Source organism: Methanoplanus endosymbiosus, assembly GCF_024662215.1.
GTDB lineage: Archaea > Halobacteriota > Methanomicrobia > Methanomicrobiales > Methanomicrobiaceae > Methanoplanus > Methanoplanus endosymbiosus.
In genome coordinates, this window is the sequence record NZ_CP096115.1 from 1063444 (window position 1) to 1082312 (window position 18869).

At 46.0% G+C, this 18869-nt stretch carries 15 protein-coding genes and 2 tRNA genes; 7 read left to right on the forward strand and 10 right to left on the reverse strand.

Annotated elements, in window-relative coordinates; genetic code table 11:
• Nucleotides 1-2 precede the first annotated feature (2 nt).
• The gene (locus L6E24_RS04545) at nt 3-824 is read left to right on the forward strand and encodes a metal ABC transporter permease (protein ID WP_257743536.1); all 822 of its coding nucleotides are present in this window, start codon (nt 3-5) and stop codon (nt 822-824) included.
• A 63-nt stretch (nt 825-887) separates the two neighbouring features.
• On the opposite strand, the gene L6E24_RS04550 is transcribed toward L6E24_RS04545, so the two are convergent.
• Together L6E24_RS04550 and L6E24_RS04555 are read right to left on the reverse strand one after the other, a co-directional pair.
• Complete coding sequence (locus L6E24_RS04550) at nt 888-2081, reverse strand: branched-chain amino acid ABC transporter substrate-binding protein (RefSeq protein ID WP_257743537.1); 1194 nt, start codon at nt 2079-2081, stop codon at nt 888-890.
• Nucleotides 2078-4132 (reverse strand): Nramp family divalent metal transporter, encoded by a 2055-nt coding sequence (locus L6E24_RS04555; protein WP_257743538.1) that lies wholly within the window; start codon nt 4130-4132, stop codon nt 2078-2080. The genes L6E24_RS04550 and L6E24_RS04555 overlap by 4 nt, the downstream gene beginning before the upstream one ends.
• A 175-nt stretch (nt 4133-4307) precedes the next feature.
• Between L6E24_RS04555 and L6E24_RS04560 the strand changes: the two genes are divergently transcribed.
• Complete coding sequence (locus L6E24_RS04560; RefSeq protein ID WP_257743539.1) at nt 4308-5327, forward strand: DUF3089 domain-containing protein; 1020 nt, start codon at nt 4308-4310, stop codon at nt 5325-5327.
• Nucleotides 5328-5345: 18 nt separating this feature from the next.
• Here the strand turns inward: L6E24_RS04560 and L6E24_RS04565 are convergent, their stop codons facing one another.
• The 5 genes from L6E24_RS04565 to L6E24_RS04585 all read right to left on the reverse strand — a co-directional run bounded on the left by L6E24_RS04565 (nt 5346) and on the right by L6E24_RS04585 (nt 11796).
• On the reverse strand, nt 5346-6659 hold the full coding sequence (locus tag L6E24_RS04565; RefSeq protein ID WP_257743540.1) for a methyl-coenzyme M reductase glutamine C-methyltransferase: 1314 nt from the start codon (nt 6657-6659) through the stop codon (nt 5346-5348).
• Between the two features lie 68 nt (nt 6660-6727).
• Nucleotides 6728-8056: a PEGA domain-containing protein gene (locus tag L6E24_RS04570; protein ID WP_257743541.1), complete on the reverse strand. Its 1329-nt coding sequence runs from the start codon at nt 8054-8056 to the stop codon at nt 6728-6730.
• Between the two features lie 167 nt (nt 8057-8223).
• Nucleotides 8224-8796: a hypothetical protein gene (locus L6E24_RS04575; protein WP_257743542.1), complete on the reverse strand. Its 573-nt coding sequence runs from the start codon at nt 8794-8796 to the stop codon at nt 8224-8226.
• Nucleotides 8797-8899: 103 nt separating this feature from the next.
• On the reverse strand, nt 8900-9976 hold the full coding sequence (locus tag L6E24_RS04580; RefSeq protein WP_257743543.1) for an ABC transporter permease: 1077 nt from the start codon (nt 9974-9976) through the stop codon (nt 8900-8902).
• A 2-nt stretch (nt 9977-9978) separates the two neighbouring features.
• Nucleotides 9979-11796: a PrsW family glutamic-type intramembrane protease gene (locus L6E24_RS04585; RefSeq protein ID WP_257743544.1), complete on the reverse strand. Its 1818-nt coding sequence runs from the start codon at nt 11794-11796 to the stop codon at nt 9979-9981.
• Between the two features lie 254 nt (nt 11797-12050).
• Here L6E24_RS04585 and L6E24_RS04590 point away from each other — a divergent pair, with 254 nt between their 5' ends.
• Nucleotides 12051-12944, forward strand: a complete 894-nt coding sequence (locus L6E24_RS04590; protein WP_257743545.1) for an ABC transporter ATP-binding protein — start codon at nt 12051-12053, stop codon at nt 12942-12944.
• A gap of 92 nt (nt 12945-13036) precedes the next feature.
• Here the strand turns inward: L6E24_RS04590 and L6E24_RS04595 are convergent.
• Nucleotides 13037-13110, reverse strand: a tRNA-Lys gene (locus L6E24_RS04595).
• Nucleotides 13111-13362: 252 nt separating this feature from the next.
• A tRNA-Lys gene (locus L6E24_RS04600) sits at nt 13363-13436 on the reverse strand.
• 96 nt (nt 13437-13532) lie between these two features.
• Here L6E24_RS04600 and L6E24_RS04605 point away from each other — a divergent pair.
• The 3 genes from L6E24_RS04605 to L6E24_RS04615 are packed head-to-tail and all read left to right on the forward strand — an operon-like array spanning nt 13533 to nt 17333.
• A complete protein-coding gene (locus tag L6E24_RS04605; protein WP_257743546.1) occupies nt 13533-15023 on the forward strand; it encodes a DHH family phosphoesterase in 1491 nt (496 codons plus the stop codon).
• A gap of 29 nt (nt 15024-15052) precedes the next feature.
• Nucleotides 15053-15673 carry a 6-hydroxymethylpterin diphosphokinase MptE-like protein gene (locus L6E24_RS04610; RefSeq protein ID WP_257743977.1) on the forward strand — a complete coding sequence of 207 codons (621 nt, stop codon included), beginning with the start codon at nt 15053-15055 and terminating at the stop codon, nt 15671-15673.
• Nucleotides 15663-17333: a radical SAM protein gene (locus tag L6E24_RS04615; protein ID WP_257743547.1), complete on the forward strand. Its 1671-nt coding sequence runs from the start codon at nt 15663-15665 to the stop codon at nt 17331-17333. The genes L6E24_RS04610 and L6E24_RS04615 overlap by 11 nt, the downstream gene beginning before the upstream one ends.
• Nucleotides 17334-17385: 52 nt before the next feature.
• Here L6E24_RS04615 and L6E24_RS04620 read toward each other — a convergent pair whose 3' ends face one another.
• Nucleotides 17386-18546, reverse strand: coding sequence for a CBS domain-containing protein (locus L6E24_RS04620; protein ID WP_257743548.1), 1161 nt, complete (start codon nt 18544-18546; stop codon nt 17386-17388).
• Nucleotides 18547-18598: 52 nt separating this feature from the next.
• Between L6E24_RS04620 and L6E24_RS04625 the strand changes: the two genes are divergently transcribed.
• Nucleotides 18599-18859 (forward strand): PRC-barrel domain-containing protein, encoded by a 261-nt coding sequence (locus L6E24_RS04625; protein WP_257743549.1) that lies wholly within the window; start codon nt 18599-18601, stop codon nt 18857-18859.
• Nucleotides 18860-18869 lie beyond the last annotated feature (10 nt).

An 18869-nucleotide genomic window follows, 5' to 3' on the forward strand; every position in this document is an offset into this window, starting at 1 on the left:
CCATGCTTGAAATATTTGCATATGAATTTTTAAGAAATGCACTCATAGCCGGAGTTCTGGCAAGCATAATCTGCGGCATCACCGGGACATTTGTAATAGTTAAGAAGATGGTATCACTCTCAGGAGGCATATCACACGCCGCATTCGGAGGCATAGGCATAGGCTACTTCTTCGGCTTTGAACCTATCGCAGGAGCGGCACTCTTCAGCCTTGCAACCGCCGGCGGAATAAACTATATCAGAAAGAAAGCCGGAGAAAACCTGGACACACTTGTTGGTGCTGTATGGGCAGGAGGCATGGCACTCGGAATAATGCTCATATATATGACCCCCGGCTACGCACCCGGACTTATGACATATCTCTTTGGAAATATACTGCTTGTGCCGGAATCTGACATCATCCTCACCGGAATTCTGGCAATTGCAGTGATAATTATTGTATCCTTCTTCTTTAACCAGATGGTGGCAGTAACCTTTGACGAGGAGTATGCAACCGTAATGAACATCAGCACTGACCGCTTTATGCTCCTTTTACTCTGCATAATCGCACTCACCGTAGTTGTGCTCATACAGATCGTCGGCATAATACTTGTAATCGCACTTCTGACACTTCCGGCAGCGATAGCCCACAGGTATGCCTCCAACATAAAAAAAATGATGATACTCTCTGCCATACTCGGAGCAGTATTCACAACAACGGGCATACTCATATCATATTACCTTGATGTCCCTTCAGGTGCTGCAATAATTCTGCTAAGCTCAGCGGCATACCTGAGTGTGATCGCCAAAAGCAGCTTTAAAATGAGAAAAAACGGCCCAGTATAAGATAACAGGAGAGAAAAAATATTTTTCCGGATTTAAACCAGATATGCGCCCAAAATTCCGGCTTCAGTGCCCATAAGTCTCCTTTAACTCATCAGAGACAATCTCTCCCCATTTAATCCTCTCCCATTCACCATCCGTTACAGTGAGAACATCATATGCAGGATATATGTCGCCGTTTTCATCAAAATGACGCGGCCCGCAGAGACCGAGATACCTGATCTCCTTTAATGAATCCTTAATCTCACCGGCATCATAACCGCCATCTGCAATAGCTTCGGAGAGAATCTTTGTGGTGTCATAACCATAGGGAACAGGCCAGTTAATCACATCATTTCCGTATTTCTCATAATACCGCTCTTCAAAAGCATCAGAATGAATCTGACTGGACTGCATCGTTGCAGTAAGACCCTCTGAATAGTCACCGATCTCCTCAATGAGGCCGTCATTGATAAGCCCTTCAGAGCCAAACCAGACTGCATCAACCTCAGCATCCTCAGCAGCCTTCAGGATATTTACCGCCTGTTCATAGTATCCGATCAGAATTATGCCGTCGGGATCTGCTCCCTTAATCTTCTCTATAAGAGCACTGAAATCGTATATATTTGGATCAAAACTCTCAACCAGAATGAAATGACCGCCATACTTCGGATATGTCTCAAATACAGAATCACTGAGGCCGGCCCCATAGTCATCATCAGAGTAAATGAGAGCCACGCGGTTTAATTCCGGATGGAGCACTGAGAGCAGTTTTCCAATACCCCGCCCCTGATATTTATCGGACGAGATTGTCCGGAAGACATAATTTTTGTAATCCGAAAGGGCCGGATTTGTGGCTGACGGTGAGATTAAAACAATACCTCTCTCCTCTGCTATCGGTGCAATTGCCACCGTTGCAGTACTTGAAACAGCACCGATAACCGCAGGAATTCCTTCATCCGCATAATAATTAATTGCCCACTTGCTCATATAGGGATTGCCAATATTGTCAAAATAGTCAATTTCAACCATCTTCCCGGATATCCCGCCCCCACCATTTATCTCATCAACGGCCATATCAATGCCCTGCTTAAATTCCTGACCATAATTTGAGAGCGAACCTGAAAGCGGCAGAATTGCCCCTATAACAATCTCATCCGGATAATCCCCAGGCTCAATTATCAGTATATCATAAGCAGAGAAGAAGACAACCAGCCCTACAATTATCAGGCCGGCTATATTTACAGGAGTCAGAATCTCACATATATTTCCGGGCTTCATTTATCCGCCTCTCTGGAACTGTCATCTATGTCAGAAGAACCTGTTTCTTTCTCTTCATCAGTCCGGGACTTATTTTCCCCTTCTGCACCGCTTTTACGTAAATTCAGCCTGCACATAAGATACGATCTCTTCTCTTCAGCAGAAACCCCATCCTGCAAAGAATCTTCACTGATTTTTCCGGAATATTTCTTATAAAATCTTTCATACAGGAGTTCACGGCCCTGATCACTGAGGATATATACAAATATGAGAAGCCCGACCGTATTTGCAAGAACCATTGACGGAAATGCCGCAACAACCACACCGACATACTGTTCAAATGTAATCCCTTCAGTTAACAGCGGCAGAAGCACGAGAATATGAACACTTTCAATAATAATGCCAAGAATTATTGCATGATAATAGGTAAGCCTGCCCCTGGTCCATCTTATATATAATCCGGCTATAATTCCGGCAGCAACAGTCCCGGCAAAGCAGGCAGTGGCAGTCCAGCCGCCTGACGAATACCTGTAAAGTCCGCCGATCAGACCTGCAAGCCCGCCTACCAGAGGGCCACCTAAAAGTCCGGCAATGGCAGGCCCTGTATCCCTGAAATTGATGATAAGACCGTCAAACGGAATACCACGATATGTACCATAGACGGATATCGCACCAAAAATTGCTACAGCCCAGATTTTATCGAGATAATCAGCCCGCCCGTCAAGAAACTTCTGAAACATATCAGTCTTTGAAAAGGCATAGATAACAAACCCAATAACAAGAAGCCTCTCAATGAGCGGCAGGCCAAATGTCAGAAGGCTTGACTCAAGAATCATTGCGACATACAAAAATACAATACTGCCTGCACCTGTGATAAGAATCCATAATCTGCCCCCACGGGCATATTCAGGCAGTTTAAGATCGAGATATATTATCATAAAGCCAAGAATGCCAAACATCACCGAGGCAAATGCAGCAGTATGATGCACAAGAGCCACCGGATCAAAGAGTAACATTGCAGTAAGAATAATGCCGGTAAAGATGAGCAGGCAGATCCTGTAGATCACCTTTTCACTGCTCTTCACCGGGGTTGAATCTTTAATTATATGTGAGATCGCCCTTGCACGCCCGTCCATACCTGAAAGGGTTGCACCAAACATGATCAGATATCCGGAGAGAAGAAAGATCACAATACCATATGGGATATATGCAAGGACATAGAGCACCTGCGATACCATACTGTCAATTGTTATCGCCTCGCCGTGGCCAAGATATGAGACAGCAAAGCCACTGACCCCAAGGGTCATATAAAGAAATGTAATAATCCCCACAATTGTGAATGCAATGCAGAGATCGAGATTGATACTCTTTAAAAACCGCTTATAATTTATCTCCTCAGAAGTGCTTTCCATCTTCTCATGCAGCCATGTAGAATATAAAAGAAGGTTTAATCCCGAACCCACAGCACCCATCATAGCCATAATGGCAATGACTGAGCCTTCCGGAATATCAGGCTTAAACCCTTCAATTATTGCACCATAAGGAAGTGAAAACTCAAAGAGACAGTACATTATCGCGACAAAGAGACCAAGAACAAGGAAGATTACGAGCTTTTCAACCCGCTCATATGAGTCCTTCCAGAGCAGGAAGAGAATCAGAACAATAGAAGAGACACCGACAAACCAGGAGGGCCAGATTCCCGGAATCAGGTAGTCCAGAAATATTCCTGCATAGATGAGCATTCCTCCGAATGCGAACATCTCAAGGAAATAAATTATCATTACCAGATATGAACCCCAGTTGGAAGGACCCGGAAGCCGCCTGAATCCGTCAAATATTGTCTCTCCGGTTGCAAAGGTATAGCGTGCAATTCCGTTTGCAAAAGCAAACTTAAAGATAATGGTGAGAATTACGACCCATATCAGTTCAAAACCGAAATGTGCCCCAATCTCAACTGCCTCTGCTATCCCGCTCTCTCCGGCAGCAGCAATTGCTAAAAGCAGACCGGGACCAAGGAAAATAAAATAATCACGGTATTTTTTGGGTATTTTCTTTATGAACCGTCCAAACATCTTAAACTTGTTTAAATGTATTCGCTCAGATGGTAAATTAATTGTGTAGTCTGACAGGCAATAGCAGATTTCAGAATAAAAAATAATCCGGAATCAGAGGCAGATAAAAAACCAAAATATAAAAATCTTTGAGAATACAGATTACCTGTGAAGTTAACATCCGGGAGGATGAGATATGATGACACTAAAAGATTTAAAAGGACAAAAATTAGGTATTCCCGTAACCCTGCCGCCCTTTGATCCGGAAAAGGATGTAACCAATGCACCTGATTACAACAGACCGGAATGCTGGCTTACTTTGCCGGATCATTTCAGCAGGGAGAGGCAGCCGGTAGATGTGTTCTGGGTGTACCCGACTATTCTCTCTGATGATACGACCTACTTAATGGACATAACAGACCCAGGTCTGAGGGAGAAGGCAGAGTGGACAATTGTTGAGCAGGCGAGCATATTTGACGGTCAGGCCAACATCTATGCACCTTATTACAGGCAGAACAATGTCAAAATAAATCCCGTAATGCTCACCGCTGCAAGGCCGATCTTCGATTTGGGCCAGCAGGATCTCATCCGGGCATTTGACTACTTCCTGAAAAATATCAATAGAGGTGAGAGGCCGATAATTCTTGCCGCCCACAGCCAGGGATCTGTCAGGGTTGTTGAACTCTCAAAGGCAGGAGAACTCCTGACAGGCAGTGAGGATTCATTAAAGAAGCTTATTGCAGCCTATACTATAGGTTATTCTATAACACAGGAGGACCTTGACATAAACCCCCTGATGAGAATATGTGAAAATGCAGAAGATACCGGGTGTTTTATAACCTATAATTCAATCTCCGATGAAAAAAACAAAGAGAGAGAAGCTCCGACGATAATCCCCGGGACCTTTGTCGTAAACCCTCTGACATGGAAAACGGATAATGAGTATGCACCTGCATCATCCAATATTGAGGCAGCGTTTTTTAGGCATGAACACCCGGAAACGCCGAACAGGTACAAAAATTTCGCAGCAGCTCAGGTGGTAGGCAGTGACCTTATCTTAACAGACATTTCTCACCCTGAAGAACTTCCGGCAACGAGCGTTACATTCCCAAAAGGTGTGTACCATATGTATGACTACGCGATATTTTATGGTAACCTGAGGGCCAATGTCGCTGACCGCATCAGCTCATACTTTAAAAAAGATAATTCAGGATAATACCTGAATTATTAAGGGTTAATACTGGCTACCATAATACCGGAATAAAAGCTCAGTTGCAGCCCTGACCTCCTCCCCGTCTTTTCTGACACCTGCAAGATAAGCATTGAATACCTCATCTGTCACCACATGAAGTCCCGGTTTGAACATATCGGCGTGCATCTGAAGGTCAAATGACCTTGCTTCTGCCTCAGTAAGCTTCAGTGATCTGTATTCGCCGTCATGCGGGATATACACCGGATTATCTTCTCGTGGTGTTTTTAACACAAGATCGGCAAGCGGTGTCATCGGAATAGGTTCTGCAACCGAGACGAAGGCATCATCGAGGGAATGTCCGGTTACAAAATCTTTGGTAAGCTCAAAGTCCTCCTCAGTCTCCTTCGGGTGTCCCACAATGAAACTGCCGGCAACCTTTAACCCATGATCCCGGCACGCAAAGACCGCATCAGATGCCGCCTGAATATTTGCACCCTTGCCCATCTCCCGCAGAATCCTGTCAGAACCGGACTCAATGCCAAAGAAGACCCAGCCGATTGAATAATCCCGGATGGCATCAAGCACCCTCTCACTTATGCAGTCCACCCTTATGTCAGGCGATGATATATTCCTCGGCCCCATAATGGCAGCCATCTCCTTTAAAAGCCCGACAAAGGCATCCTCATTGAACTTACCGTCATCGGCCATGTAGAGCGATCCTGTTCCGCCGGAAATTGAGAGCCTCGTAGCGCCCATCCTCTTAAACTCCCTCACTTCGGCCAGTACATCCTCAAGCTTCCTGCTCCTGATATTCCGGCCAAAAAACCTCGGAACCTGGCAGAAGGTGCATGCGCCTGTGCAGCCCCTGTGGGTTTCTATATATGCGGATGCACCGCGGATGCTCTGGGCGCTGATGTCAGCCGGAATTAATGGCAGTCCACGGTTCACAGATGCCTGACCTCTCTTTTCCCGGATTACTATGCCTGAATTATCCTTAAAAGCAATTCCTGCAATATCCTTTGAAAATCCGGAATCCAGGAGATCAATAACGGTCTCCTCGCCTTCCCCGATGACGACAAAATCAGGCTCAAGTTCACCGATTACCATCTCAGGGTATGCCGAGACCGGCCCTCCGATGACAACAGTTCCGCCTTCTGCCCTCTTATTCCGGACAAACTGCTTAATTTCTGAAGACAGCAGATGCTGGGTGGAATACAGACTGAGCATTACGGGGTCTTCAGTATCGCCGGCAAAGTTATTGGCTATCGTTACCTCATGACCGCCGTCACGGAGAATACCGCCTATGAGCATGGCTCCGTATGTATATATTTCAGGTGAGATGACAGAGACTTTCATTTATAATTAGTCTTTGTCAGAACCGGAAAAAAAATGTCTGTTATGAACCGGAATAAATTCCGGTAATTTTAATCTCTCTTAATCTTCCCTATGCAGAAGATAAGTCCTGCTGCAAGGACTGCACCAATTACTGCAAATGGAGGCAGCCCGCTCTGTGTAGGCTGTGAAACAGGCACAAGATTGCCCTGAACAGAGGAGGTGCCGCCTGCATTGACAGTTGCTGAAACTGTTGAGTCAGAGTATCCTGTAAGCCTGAAGGTCACACTGTACTGACCTGCTGCCATTGACTGCTGGAAAGGTGCAATGCCCTTGTATTCATTATTGATATAGACATTTGCACCTGTAGGGTTGGATGTGACATCAAGTGTTCCTGTTGCCGCCGGAGTCGGAGTGGTTGAATCCATATTCACAGATACGGTTGCCGTCCCGCCACCTAAAACTGTAGTAGATACTGATTTGTCGGAATAACCTGACATTTTCAGGGTAACTGTATGTGTCCCGCTTGCGACATTGTCAATGACATAACTGCCTGAGTACGGCGTAACGCCAATATATGACCCGTCAAGGTAGATGTATGCCCCGCTCGGTGTTGAGGAGATGTAGAGAGTACCTGTTGAAGGGTTTGGAATTGCAGATAATGTCCTTGACACTGTGGTCACCTGTCCGGCATAGACATTTACCTGTCCTGACCATTCATAGTAGCCGGCTTTGTTAAGCTCAACGATGTGGGCACCTTTTGTAACACCGGAAATTGTAACCGGAGAGAGTCCCTGATAGTTTCCGTCAAGATATACTGATGCACGTGTTGGTGTCGAGGTGACTGCAATTGTTCCGTGATCGTTGACCGGAACAAGGGTTGCTGTGACTGAAGACTGCTGCCCTGCTGAGACTGATACAGTAGATCCCCAGTCCTGGTAACCGGATCTTGTAACTCTGACAGAGTGCGTACCTGTGGAGAGTCCGTCAACGGTGTGAGGGGTCATTCCATAGTACGTTCCGTCAACATAGAGTGCCGCATTGCTGGGGGATGACGAGACATAAACTGATCCTGTCGTCGGCCCCTGTGAATTTAATGTGAAATAATAATCAACAGTCTCACCAACTGACGGGGTGCTCAGGCTTGTAACCTGACTGTTTGTATAGCCTGCCTTTGCCGCATATGCAGTCGTTGGCATACTTGACGGGCTGCCGTCCAGATACACCGTATAGGTGTACTCCTGGTTCACTGTTGTTCCCACTGCAAGACCATCTACATAGATGGTTGCCCCGTCCACATTGGTATGGAAGGTGTACCAGCCAAGCTGATTTCCAAGAGGCTGCTCTGCTGAAGCCATCCCCGATAATGCCGCAAGGCAGAGAAGGGCAACTGCAAAAAACCTTAATTTTCCTGATGCCATAATAATCAAATGTAATTCAGCTATAGTATATATATACCTTCCGGAATATTGAGAACAGGCAAAAAATACGCAATAAGGTAAAAAAATGGAATTAAATAGAAAAAATTTCAAATCTGCACACAATCATCCGGATTACAAAACCCGCGGCGGAAAAAAAGAAATAAATATTATTTTCCTGAACCGGAATAATTCCTGGTTAAGAAAATCAGACCTGCAATGAGAGGTGCAGAGATGATATAGATAATCCCGGAAGGTGATTCCTTCTTCTCTCCTTTTGGATCTGTAATCTCAATCTCAGTAACGGCATAATTTCCGGATGAGAGCGCTTTTTCATTGTCGGACAGTGTTGTCACATGGATTTTGTAAATACCCTCATCAAGTCCGCCCACAACAAGCCCGGTATCCCATGAGTAATCCCACTCAGCACCACCTGAATAGATCTGGTGGTGCGGGATTCTTGCGTGCCGGACATCACCCTCAAGTGTGGTTCCGCTCTCAGGAAGATCAGGCCCTGTAATGAAGAGATAGACAGGTGCTGTATTCATACCAGCGCCTGCCTTACCCTTAAATTTGACAATATCGCCGATCTGTGCACTCTCCTGTGACGACTCAATTGTCATGGAATCTGTTGCCTGTGCCAAAACCGGAGATACTGCCAGCAGCAGAGCCGCCAGTATAAGAATACATAATGCCGGAAATGGCCGGCCCGCACCGGAGGAAGATAACCTTAATTTATCCATGTGATACATTGACAGCAGATAAAATATATCACTTCTGAAAAAAACTGAAAAGGTGAAAGGCCTGAAATTTACAGATATATCACAAAATACCTGTAAATCTCACTCAGATGACCTTACCTTCAACCCTCTTTGCATATCCGGTCATCAGGTACGAGAGTATGACACATACACCCATAACCATCGCAAGGACAAGCCAGTGAACCGGCCCTATAGAGTCCACCGAAAGCCTGACAATGAGATTTGCCGGATTCAGGGGCACAGCCAGTGAGGCAAGGATGACGACCACAAGGGCGGTTGAGAATATAAACTGGGCGTTTGTTCTTTCACGGTATTTAAGAGCGATAAGCGCCCCGATAAGTATAATCACCATAGATCCGGCGGTGACATGCAGAATTATCGGGACAAAACCGCTGATCGCTATGCCGTTGGCCATTAAGAGCAGGAGCCACCCGGCAGACTGCACAGGCACAAGTCCCAGACATGCAGCAGTCTTGCCCCAGATCATCTCAGGGAAGGTTACAGGAGTTGACATAAGTGTCTCAAGCGTATCCTGCTGGTACTCCTCCGTTATGAGATCGATTATCAGTGCACCGGAGATTATCGCCGGCATAAAGACCAGAAGCGGAATTAGCAGGCCGTACACAAACTCATAGAAGTCACTGGACGGGTTTGTCTCCGGAAGTATCAGTTCGACCGGCTTAAACTCAAGCCTTGACTGCCGGATCTTTCTGAGTCTGTCTTCATAGTCTAAAAGAGCATCCTTTAGCTTCACATTAACAATGCTTGACTGGATGTCATTTTGTATGACATACAGGGTAATTGTGATCGGATCTGCCGAATACTCCTCAATTCCCGGAATCCATATGACTGCCGAGAGTTTTCTCTCCTTTAAGGCCGCAAGTGCAGTGCCAAGCTCCATCTCATATATGACAAAATTGTCACTGGATGCAAGCTGCCCTGTAAGCGGTGATGTGGTATTTCCCGTAACCCCGACAGGATATTTGATCGTTGAATACTGACTAATCGAGTCAGGGTTGTACATAGATGCCAGCCCCACAAGGAGAAATGAGGAGAACATTGCGATGAAGAGCTGAAGCAGTATGGCAAGGAGTATAGTTTTTTCAGAAAAAAGCCCCTGAAGCTCTTTTTTTGCGATGATTATACAGTTTCTTCTCTTCATTGTTAAGCACCCCATCCAAGGATAAAGTACAGGTTATACAGGACATGCACTATCGTTGCCGCAATCAGCCCTATAACATATGCACGCCTTCCGCCGAGTTTCAGGCAGGATATGGTAGTCAGGACACCAATCATATGCAGCGAGAGCGGAAGCCAGAGCACCTGAAGGCTTGCAAACATAATCTCGCCAAATACAGACTCGGTAATCTCGGCAAGGGTTGCAAATAAGAGGAGCTTTTCAGCCACGAGAAAGCCAAGCGCTACTACAAAAGAACCAACAATAATATTTTTCAGGCTGAAGTACTCCGGCGATGTGTAGTACAGGGTATAAACCCCGACTGACTTTGCCAGCTCTTCAATGAATGCCGCAGATATGAGAATTGCAATCAGGGAATATGGCATTGGCAGATTGAAGAAGAGCACAAGAACCATCATCTGCGCCATAAATACAAAGGGAACGGTTATTGCACTTATTGCAAAGAGGGATGTATTTGTCCATCTGTCAGATATAACTGTCCGGATAAACTCCCTTAACCTTGGAATCAGCCTGTGATAGTTAAAGAGCCTCTCCTCGGTGAAATTTCTCGCTGAGAGGTAAAAGATCACACCTCCGGTGATGAAGAAGAGTGATGTCGAATATATGAAATCATAGAATGTAAAGCCGTCACCCTGAAGCTGAAGGATTATCAGAGTCAGCGGCGACACCAGGCTTACGACATGGATATTTGCAAAGATGCTTGGGAAGAATATATAGGATGTTGCAACGGTGGAGAAGAATATAGAGATGAAGGATAACTCCTTAAAACTCCTCGCAGTCATTCCGATTAGAAGAGCATTGGCAAGGAAGAAGAATATCACCGGAATAAGCGGGAGGAGAATTATGAACTCACCGCTTGTGAGGGCGGTCAGAATTGTTGAGATTGCAAGCATCATCAGGAAATAGGGAATTCCCTTACCAAGGATTATCTGCCAGCCGGGAACTGGTGAGGCAAGCAGGGCCTCACCGCTTCTGCCTATCCTCTCATTCATAATACTCATCATGAAGAACTGGGATGTGAAGTAGAGCGGAAATACGAATACAAATACCAGTATTATCGAGTCAAACGGAAGGGGCGGCGCAAGCTGAGAGGGAGTCTTGTACTCAAGGCCGTTTCCCCCGGATGAGGTGAGCATATCAGTATATCGTGATACCCGGCTGTCCTCACCCTCACCTTCAATAAGCCCGAACCTGAACTCATCAGGATTGATATTTCTTGCATCACCGGGCGGAGTTACGGGCTGCACAGGCAGTGATGGTTCAGGCGCTCTGAAAGGATTAGGCGGAGACACTGCCAGCTGTCCGCTCTGGGTTGCAAGAAAATCAAGTTCGCTCTTCACATACTGCTCGTCAATGAGCAGCGGATATACGGCAAATATATCAGTTTCACGGTTGTACACGGCAGTTTTATACCGGGTATAATCCTTCTCAAGTGCACTTAAGGCGGCGGATGCCTTCTCAGTGCCAAGGCGCGATACGCCGCCGTCAATTATTGTTATATCAAAATAATTATATGCTCCGGCTGAGGGGGAGGCAGAGTCAATCAGATAAACCTGAAACCGCTCATCCCCGGAAAGGACAGATGCCGCATCTACGCTGTCAATACCGGCAGTGTAGATGTCATCCTGGAGGTGCATACCGCTCTGCTGTGTAAGTCCGGTTGCGAGAATCAGGAGAATAAAGAGTACAATGGAGATCGGCAGGACATCCCGGCTCATTGTACCGGCAAACCGCTTGACCTCCCATTTTGAAATTGTGCCGATATTTCTCAGTGCATCTGCCATTTATCCCACATCTCCTCTGTTAATCCGGATTTTTCAGGAATTTAAGTATCATAATTTCCGGATAAATAATCAGGAAATAATAACTGCATAAATTCACTCTTTGATCTCTGCTTCTTTTATTATACTGATGATATAAGAAGATTTAGAGTACGGCAATCAAAAACCGGAATTCACAGGCAGGTGAAAAAATACTGCACTGCCGCCTCAACAGGAATTATTATATAAAAATGGTGTAAAGTAATCCCTGATACTAAATGATTCGCGCCCGATCTCTCGTAAAGGACTTTGACGGATTCACAGCTCTTGACGGAGTTGACTTTGAATTCGATAAACCCGGAATATTTGGAATAATCGGACATAACGGTGCAGGGAAGACGACACTGTTAAAGATAATGTCCGGGCTGATTAAGCCGACTTCCGGCGAACTTGAGATTAACGGAGTTGATGTGGTCAGGCATCCGGACATACATAAAAGGACTCTGGGTTATCTTCCGGAAGAGTCCAGGCTTTATGAAAATATGAATGTCTGGAGTTATCTTGCGTTTTTTGGTGAGATATACGGGATGAGTGACGGGGAGATCAGAAAGAAAAGCAGGGAACTGCTGTCAAAGCTGAAGCTTGATCCGGGCGACAAAAAGATGGGCGAGTTTTCAAAGGGTATGAAGAGAAAGGCAGCCATTGCACGATCACTGATGCATGACCCGTCCTTTCTGGTATATGATGAGCCAACCTCCGGGCTTGACCCTATGACATCGCGGTACATAAGCGAGTTTCTCCGTGAGATTAAGGAAGAAGGGGAGAAGACAATAATCCTCTCTGCGCACAATCTCTATCAGGTGGAAGAGATCTGTGACCGGGTGCTCATACTCAGAAGGGGCAAGACACTTGCTCTCGGAGATATGGACGAGCTGAGAAGTAAATTCGGTTCTGTATCATATGAGATAGAGTTCGTTCTTGACGACCGGGATCTGCTTGAAGGTGTTATAGGAGAGTATTCGGAGTCTGCCGGAATTATATCAGCAACGGTTGAGGATGTGGATGACTTAAGCAATCTGACGAATATCGTTGCAAAGGGCGGCGGGAGAGTTAAAAAGATTGAATCGCACTATCCAAGCCTTGAGGATATGCTGGTTATGATCGGTGAATAATTCCTTTTTTTCAGACATTGCCATTATACTATACAGAATTATCCGGAACAAAGCCTGCGCTAAAGAAGTAAAACCCTGAAAAGAAGTTGTAACGGGCCTGAAGGGAGTTGAACCCCTGGCCTACGGATTAAGAGTCCGTCGCTCTGCCTGACTAAGCTACAGGCCCACAACTGCGCCTCTGCGCCTACATAACTTATACTTACATTATTTTAGAACTTCCGGTTTTGATCTCTCCGGTTTAAACCAATGAGGAGAGACAAAAGTCCCGGCTATATTTTCAGAAACAAACAGGTTTTTCCGGCAGAGTCAAACCAGGCGGCTGCTCAGCGATAAAATTCAGACCATAGATAAAAAAATAACAATTCCGGGACGCAGAAAATCATAATTACTGAGAAAAAACCCTGAAAAGAAGTTGTAACGGGCCTGAAGGGAGTTGAACCCCTGGCCTACGGATTAAGAGTCCGTCGCTCTGCCTGACTAAGCTACAGGCCCACAACTGCGCCTTTGCGCCTACATAACTAGCATGTGGAACAATATATAGATTTCGGAAATCCCTTAATAAATCCAGAAGTAGATATATGATGATACATGCCAGATAGCCTGCCTAATGGCTCCTCGGATAAGGTGAAGTACCTCGTCCTTGGCTGTGGAAGCATCGGTTATAATGTCGTTGAAGTACTCGCGCATGATTCTGATGAGATCATAATCATCGACTCTGATGAAAAGAGAGTCGAGGATTTAAGAGATCAAAACTACGAAGCAATAGTCCGCGACATACAGAAAAACGATTTCCTGAACTCACTCCCGGTTCCGGAAGTCGTATTTGTCCTTTCAAGCGATAAAAATGCCAACCTCGAAGCAGTAAAGACGGTAAAGGAAACCTATCCTCCGGCTTACGTAATTGCAAGAGCTGTTGACAGGTTAAGCCTCACCCTGCTCGAACAGGCCGGTTCAGACATGACACTTTATCCGCAGGAAGTCTTTGCAAAATCCGCAGTACACCATATCAGAAAACTTCACTCGTCAAGGCTCGCAAGAAAACTCTACCATTACCTCTCTGAAATTGAAGGAATAATGGGTATATTTCTCCATGCTAACCCGGATCCGGATGCGATATCGAGCGCAATGGGACTCTGTGCAATAGCAAAAACTGCGAGCGGCGGGAAACTCGAATGCAGAATCGTATATGACGGCAAGATCGGCCATCAGGAAAACAGGGCATTTGTCACCCTTCTTGACATTGAGATGGTGAAATTCTCTGACGAAGTCATCGATGAATGTGATTATTTTGCACTTGTTGATTCACCGGGACCCGGAATAAACAATTCAGTCCCTGACAACATCCACGTCAATATAATAGTTGACCACCACATGCCTCCGGATAATGAACAGTCAGTTCCGGCTGAATTTGTAGATATAAGGCCGAATGCGGGCGCAGCTGCATCGATAATAACGCAATACATACAGGAACTCGGAATATCAATAGACCAGAAGGTTGCAACTGCACTTCTGTATGGCATCAGGGCAGACACAAGGGAATTCTCCAGAAATACAACACCACAGGACTTAAACTACGCCGCATACCTGCTCCCCCTGACAGATGGAGATCTTCTCGGAAAGATTACATCACCCTCAATGTCGCCAGAGACAATGGAAGGCTTTGGCAATGCCATCAGAAACAGGAAAGTCCAGAGCGGCTATCTCTTTACAAATGTCGGATATGTCAGAAACCGCGACATAATCCCGCAGGCCGCAGATCTGATGATTCAGCTTGAAGGCATAAATACAGCAATTGCATATGGAATAGGAGAAGAGTTCATCACCATATCAGCAAGAAACAAGGACATCAGGCTTCATGTGGGCAATGTCTTAAAAGAGGCATTCTCCGATATCGGTGAAGCCGGCGGCCATGCCACAATGGCAGCGGCACGAATACCACTCAACTCTTTTTCCCTTGTAAAGAATAAGGAAGAACTCCTTGCACTTGTAATTGACCCGATTCTCGAACGTTTTGCTGACCTCGTAGATATAAACAAAAAAGTCACAACACATGAACAGCGGCTTACAGAAAACGGATGAAACAGAGAAATGCTTCACAGGAGAGCATGATGAGATTTAAAGACTGGGAACCCCATTACACAAAAATACTCGACTATTTTGGATTTGACAGGGACGGAGATGAGAAAGCCGCCATCCTTGCATCAGAGCTTACGGACAGAGACGACATAAATCTCCTGAAAGAACTCTGCGGGGGCAATACAGTAACAGTATGCGGAAATGCACCCTGCCTTGACTCTGACATCAAAAAGATAAAGGGGAAAGTCCTCGCCGCAGATGCAGCATCTGAGAGACTGTATAAAGCGGGCATACTTCCGGATGCGATATTCACCGATCTTGACGGCTGTGATGAGAGTTTCATTGAGATGAATGATAAGGGAACGGTGATCGTTATCCATGCACACGGAGACAATATCTTTCTCCTCAAAAACTGGATACCACGGTTTAAAGGTCCGCTTGTGCTCACAACCCAGGCAGAACCCATATCAAATGTCCACAATTACGGCGGATTTACAGACGGAGACAGGGCGGCATTTACAGCAGACGAATTTGGTGCTGAAGAGATAATCTTTGCAGGCTTTGATCTCGACGACAAAACAGTAAATCCAATGAAGAGAGGCAAACTGATGATTGCCAAGGATCTCTTAAGAGAAATCGGATATGAGATCTGACAGTCCCGGTGGCAAAGTGCCAAAGGCTGTAATCATAGACGGATATGTAGATGAACCTGCATGCCTCGGAGTATCGCCCTATATCTCACCATATGTCCGCTATGCAGCAGGCGTATGTGCAGAGAGAGGGTTTAAAACCGGATATTACACCATTGATCAGTTAAGGAAAAATCCGGCGGTATTTTCTGAGCTTCAGGCAAGCGACTATGTCATTGTCATATCAGGGGTTACAGTGCCGGGGAAGTACTTTGCCGGAACTCCGGCAACGGCTACTGAAATCATGCAGATTGCAGAGTCGCTCACAGTGCCTGAGACATTCTTCGGAGGCCCGTTAAATCTTGGATATTCCGGCGGCGGCGGCCATTATGCAGAGAAGCAGTGCTTCTCATCCTACGATCACATACTAAAAGGAGAGATTGGAGCAGCCCTTGACAACGCTCTTTCCGGCAGACAACCGGAAGGGAAGCTGAACTACGAAAAGATTGACAGATTCAGCGCTGCCGGAAGCTTCATCATAAAACTTCATCCAAAATTTCCGCATGTGATCTGTGAGATGGAGACCGCACGCGGGTGCTCGAGATCTGTGACAGGCGGATGTTCATTCTGCACAGAGTCAGTGTACGGCGAGCCTGTATTCAGAAGTCCAAAGGGCATATTTGCAGAGACAAGGGCGCTGCATGAGAGCGGGGCAGAGCATATAAGAGTCGGCAGGCAGCCTGACATTCTGGCATACGGTGCTAAGATCGGGGAAGAATTCCCAACGCCAAAACCCGATGTGATCGAGAGGTTATTCTCCGGAATCAGGAGCAATGCGCCCGGCCTTCATACACTGCATATAGACAATGTAAACCCCGGCACCATTGCAGCCCATGAGGAGGAGGCAAAGGAAGCCCTGAGAGCGATTGTGAAGTGGCATACAGCAGGGGATGTAGCAGCATTCGGCCTTGAGTCAGCAGATCCTGCTGTTATATCTGCCAACAACCTCAAAGCCTCAGCAGAAGAGGTTATGAGAGCCATTGAGATTGTAAACGAAGTCGGGGCAGTCAGAAGAGACGGAGTACCGGAACTTCTTCCGGGGATAAATTTCGTCACCGGACTTTCGGGTGAGACAAAAGAGACCTACAGGCTCAACCTTGAATTTCTGCATGAGGTCGCCAGACGCGGACTGCTTGTCAGAAGGGTAAACATCCGGCAGGTGATGCCCTTTGAAGGGACAAAAGCCTATGATAACAATACACTTGGCATGCACGACAGGGAATTTAAGGCGTTTAAGGATGATGTCCGCCGGAATTTTGACCTGCCGATGTTAAAGAGGGTATTTCCGGCGGGAACTCCCCTTAAGGAGATAATCATTGAGGAGAGCGGCAAAACCTCATTCGGGCGGCAGATGGGATCTTATCCTATACTTGTCGGAATCCCGCAGGAGATAAAAGAAGGAACGGTCACTGATGCCGCAGTCACTGACTGGGGATTTAGATCAGTCACTGCGATGACCATTCCGGTTAAGATAAATGAACTATCAATACACGCCTTAAAATACCTCCCCGGAGTCGGAAAGAAGAGGGCCGCATCCATCATTGCAAAGAGGCCGTTTAAAAATATTGAGGAATTCAGAAAGATTGTGGGTGAGACACCCATTGATGATATAATCCAGTTCTGAGATTATAACTTTTTTTTCAGCCGGAATTTTATTAAGGCAGAAATCTGACAGTTCAGCTCTTTTTATCCCCGGAATATTCCTTAATTTCGATGAACTTCAGGATGTCGGTTCGTGTGACAATGCCGGCAACCCTGCCGTTTTTCACCACCGGAATCCTGCCGATATTCTGCATAGACATGATCTTTAACACATCTGCAAGTGGCTGTGATGGTGAAACTACCATAAGATCGGATGACATCACATCCCTTACAACCAGAGCATCACTGTCAATGGAGGCATGTGATCCCGCATCCGCAAGAGTTACCATGCCAACGAGATCCTCGCCGTCCATCACCGGAAAGCCAAGATGCCTCGTCTGATACATGAGATCAACAAGTTCTGAGATTGGCATATGCGGCCGTACAACCGTCACAGGCGAGGACATCGCATCCTTTACACAGACATCCCGGAGCAGCTCATTGTACTTCATCATTGATGCCTCCTGCCCGGCACCGAGATAGACGAATACTGCGATTATTATGAGCACAGGGCTGAATATTAACAGTCCGACAATACCGAATACTATCGCAAAACCCCGGCCGACATCTGCTGCTATTTTTGTTGCCCGGTGAACCGGCATCCTCTTTGCAAGAAGTGCCCTGAGCACCCGTCCGCCGTCCATAGGAAAAGCCGGAATAAGATTGAAGAGGAAGAGAAGAATGTTCAGAAAGCCCAGGTATCCAAGAATATAAAAGACGAGTGAGGCAAAGGCCGGCTGAGAGATCGTGACATACGAGATATAAGCCGCTACCGAGGTCACAATCCCGATGATAAGGCTTGCAAACGGCCCTGCAAGCGCCATTGGAAGTTCGATGGCAGGATCCGGAGACTTACCCTCATCTATGGATGATATACCGCCAAGTATCAGCAGGGTAATACCCGTAACTTCCAGCCCTTTTGAGAGAGCGACAACAGAATGTGCCAGTTCATGTATCAGAACGCCCGCAAAAAGTGAAACAGTCACAACAGCGCCGAGAGCATATGGCATTGTTCCGGCAGTGATAAGCGAGAGATCCATCTCATAAGGCAGACTGTAAATTTCCTCAAGAAAGGATGCGCTGTACTCAATCTGATAACCGATTATATACGTAAAAAGCGGAATAACCAGCAGAAATGTGAAATGTAACCTTATGGGAATGCCAAACAGCCTGCCTATCTGTATTGAATCCTGCATTGAGATAGATTATATTTTTAAATATTAAGTATTATACCTTCAACCGGTAACGATGAAAACACAAATCACCGAGCTCTTCGGGGTAGAAGTTTATACAGACAAGGCAGTCCGTGTCGGCACGGTTGACGATGCCATACTGAATATCGACACAAAAAAAGTAGATGCTCTTGCCATTGGAGATTTAAACCCTGAATTTGTTCAGATGAAGGGATTCACCGGAATAAAAATCCCATACAGGATTGTAAAGTCAATAGGAGACATAATCATCATCCGCCATATCAACAATATGTTCCAGAAGAATGAATCCAAATAAAAAAGGGAGA

Bases quoted from the DNA above. Each gene is read 5' to 3' on its own strand.
- L6E24_RS04545 (WP_257743536.1), top strand. From the start codon at position 3: ATGCTTGAAATATTTGCATATGAATTTTTAAGAAATGCACTCATAGCC.
- L6E24_RS04550 (WP_257743537.1), bottom strand. From the start codon at position 2,081: ATGAAGCCCGGAAATATATGTGAGATTCTGACTCCTGTAAATATAGCC.
- L6E24_RS04555 (WP_257743538.1), bottom strand. From the start codon at position 4,132: ATGTTTGGACGGTTCATAAAGAAAATACCCAAAAAATACCGTGATTAT.
- L6E24_RS04560 (WP_257743539.1), top strand. From the start codon at position 4,308: ATGATGACACTAAAAGATTTAAAAGGACAAAAATTAGGTATTCCCGTA.
- L6E24_RS04565 (WP_257743540.1), bottom strand. From the start codon at position 6,659: ATGAAAGTCTCTGTCATCTCACCTGAAATATATACATACGGAGCCATG.
- L6E24_RS04570 (WP_257743541.1), bottom strand. From the start codon at position 8,056: ATGGCATCAGGAAAATTAAGGTTTTTTGCAGTTGCCCTTCTCTGCCTT.
- L6E24_RS04575 (WP_257743542.1), bottom strand. From the start codon at position 8,796: ATGGATAAATTAAGGTTATCTTCCTCCGGTGCGGGCCGGCCATTTCCG.
- L6E24_RS04580 (WP_257743543.1), bottom strand. From the start codon at position 9,976: ATGAAGAGAAGAAACTGTATAATCATCGCAAAAAAAGAGCTTCAGGGG.
- L6E24_RS04585 (WP_257743544.1), bottom strand. From the start codon at position 11,796: ATGGCAGATGCACTGAGAAATATCGGCACAATTTCAAAATGGGAGGTC.
- L6E24_RS04590 (WP_257743545.1), top strand. From the start codon at position 12,051: ATGATTCGCGCCCGATCTCTCGTAAAGGACTTTGACGGATTCACAGCT.
- L6E24_RS04605 (WP_257743546.1), top strand. From the start codon at position 13,533: ATGCCAGATAGCCTGCCTAATGGCTCCTCGGATAAGGTGAAGTACCTC.
- L6E24_RS04610 (WP_257743977.1), top strand. From the start codon at position 15,053: ATGAGATTTAAAGACTGGGAACCCCATTACACAAAAATACTCGACTAT.
- L6E24_RS04615 (WP_257743547.1), top strand. From the start codon at position 15,663: ATGAGATCTGACAGTCCCGGTGGCAAAGTGCCAAAGGCTGTAATCATA.
- L6E24_RS04620 (WP_257743548.1), bottom strand. From the start codon at position 18,546: ATGCAGGATTCAATACAGATAGGCAGGCTGTTTGGCATTCCCATAAGG.
- L6E24_RS04625 (WP_257743549.1), top strand. From the start codon at position 18,599: ATGAAAACACAAATCACCGAGCTCTTCGGGGTAGAAGTTTATACAGAC.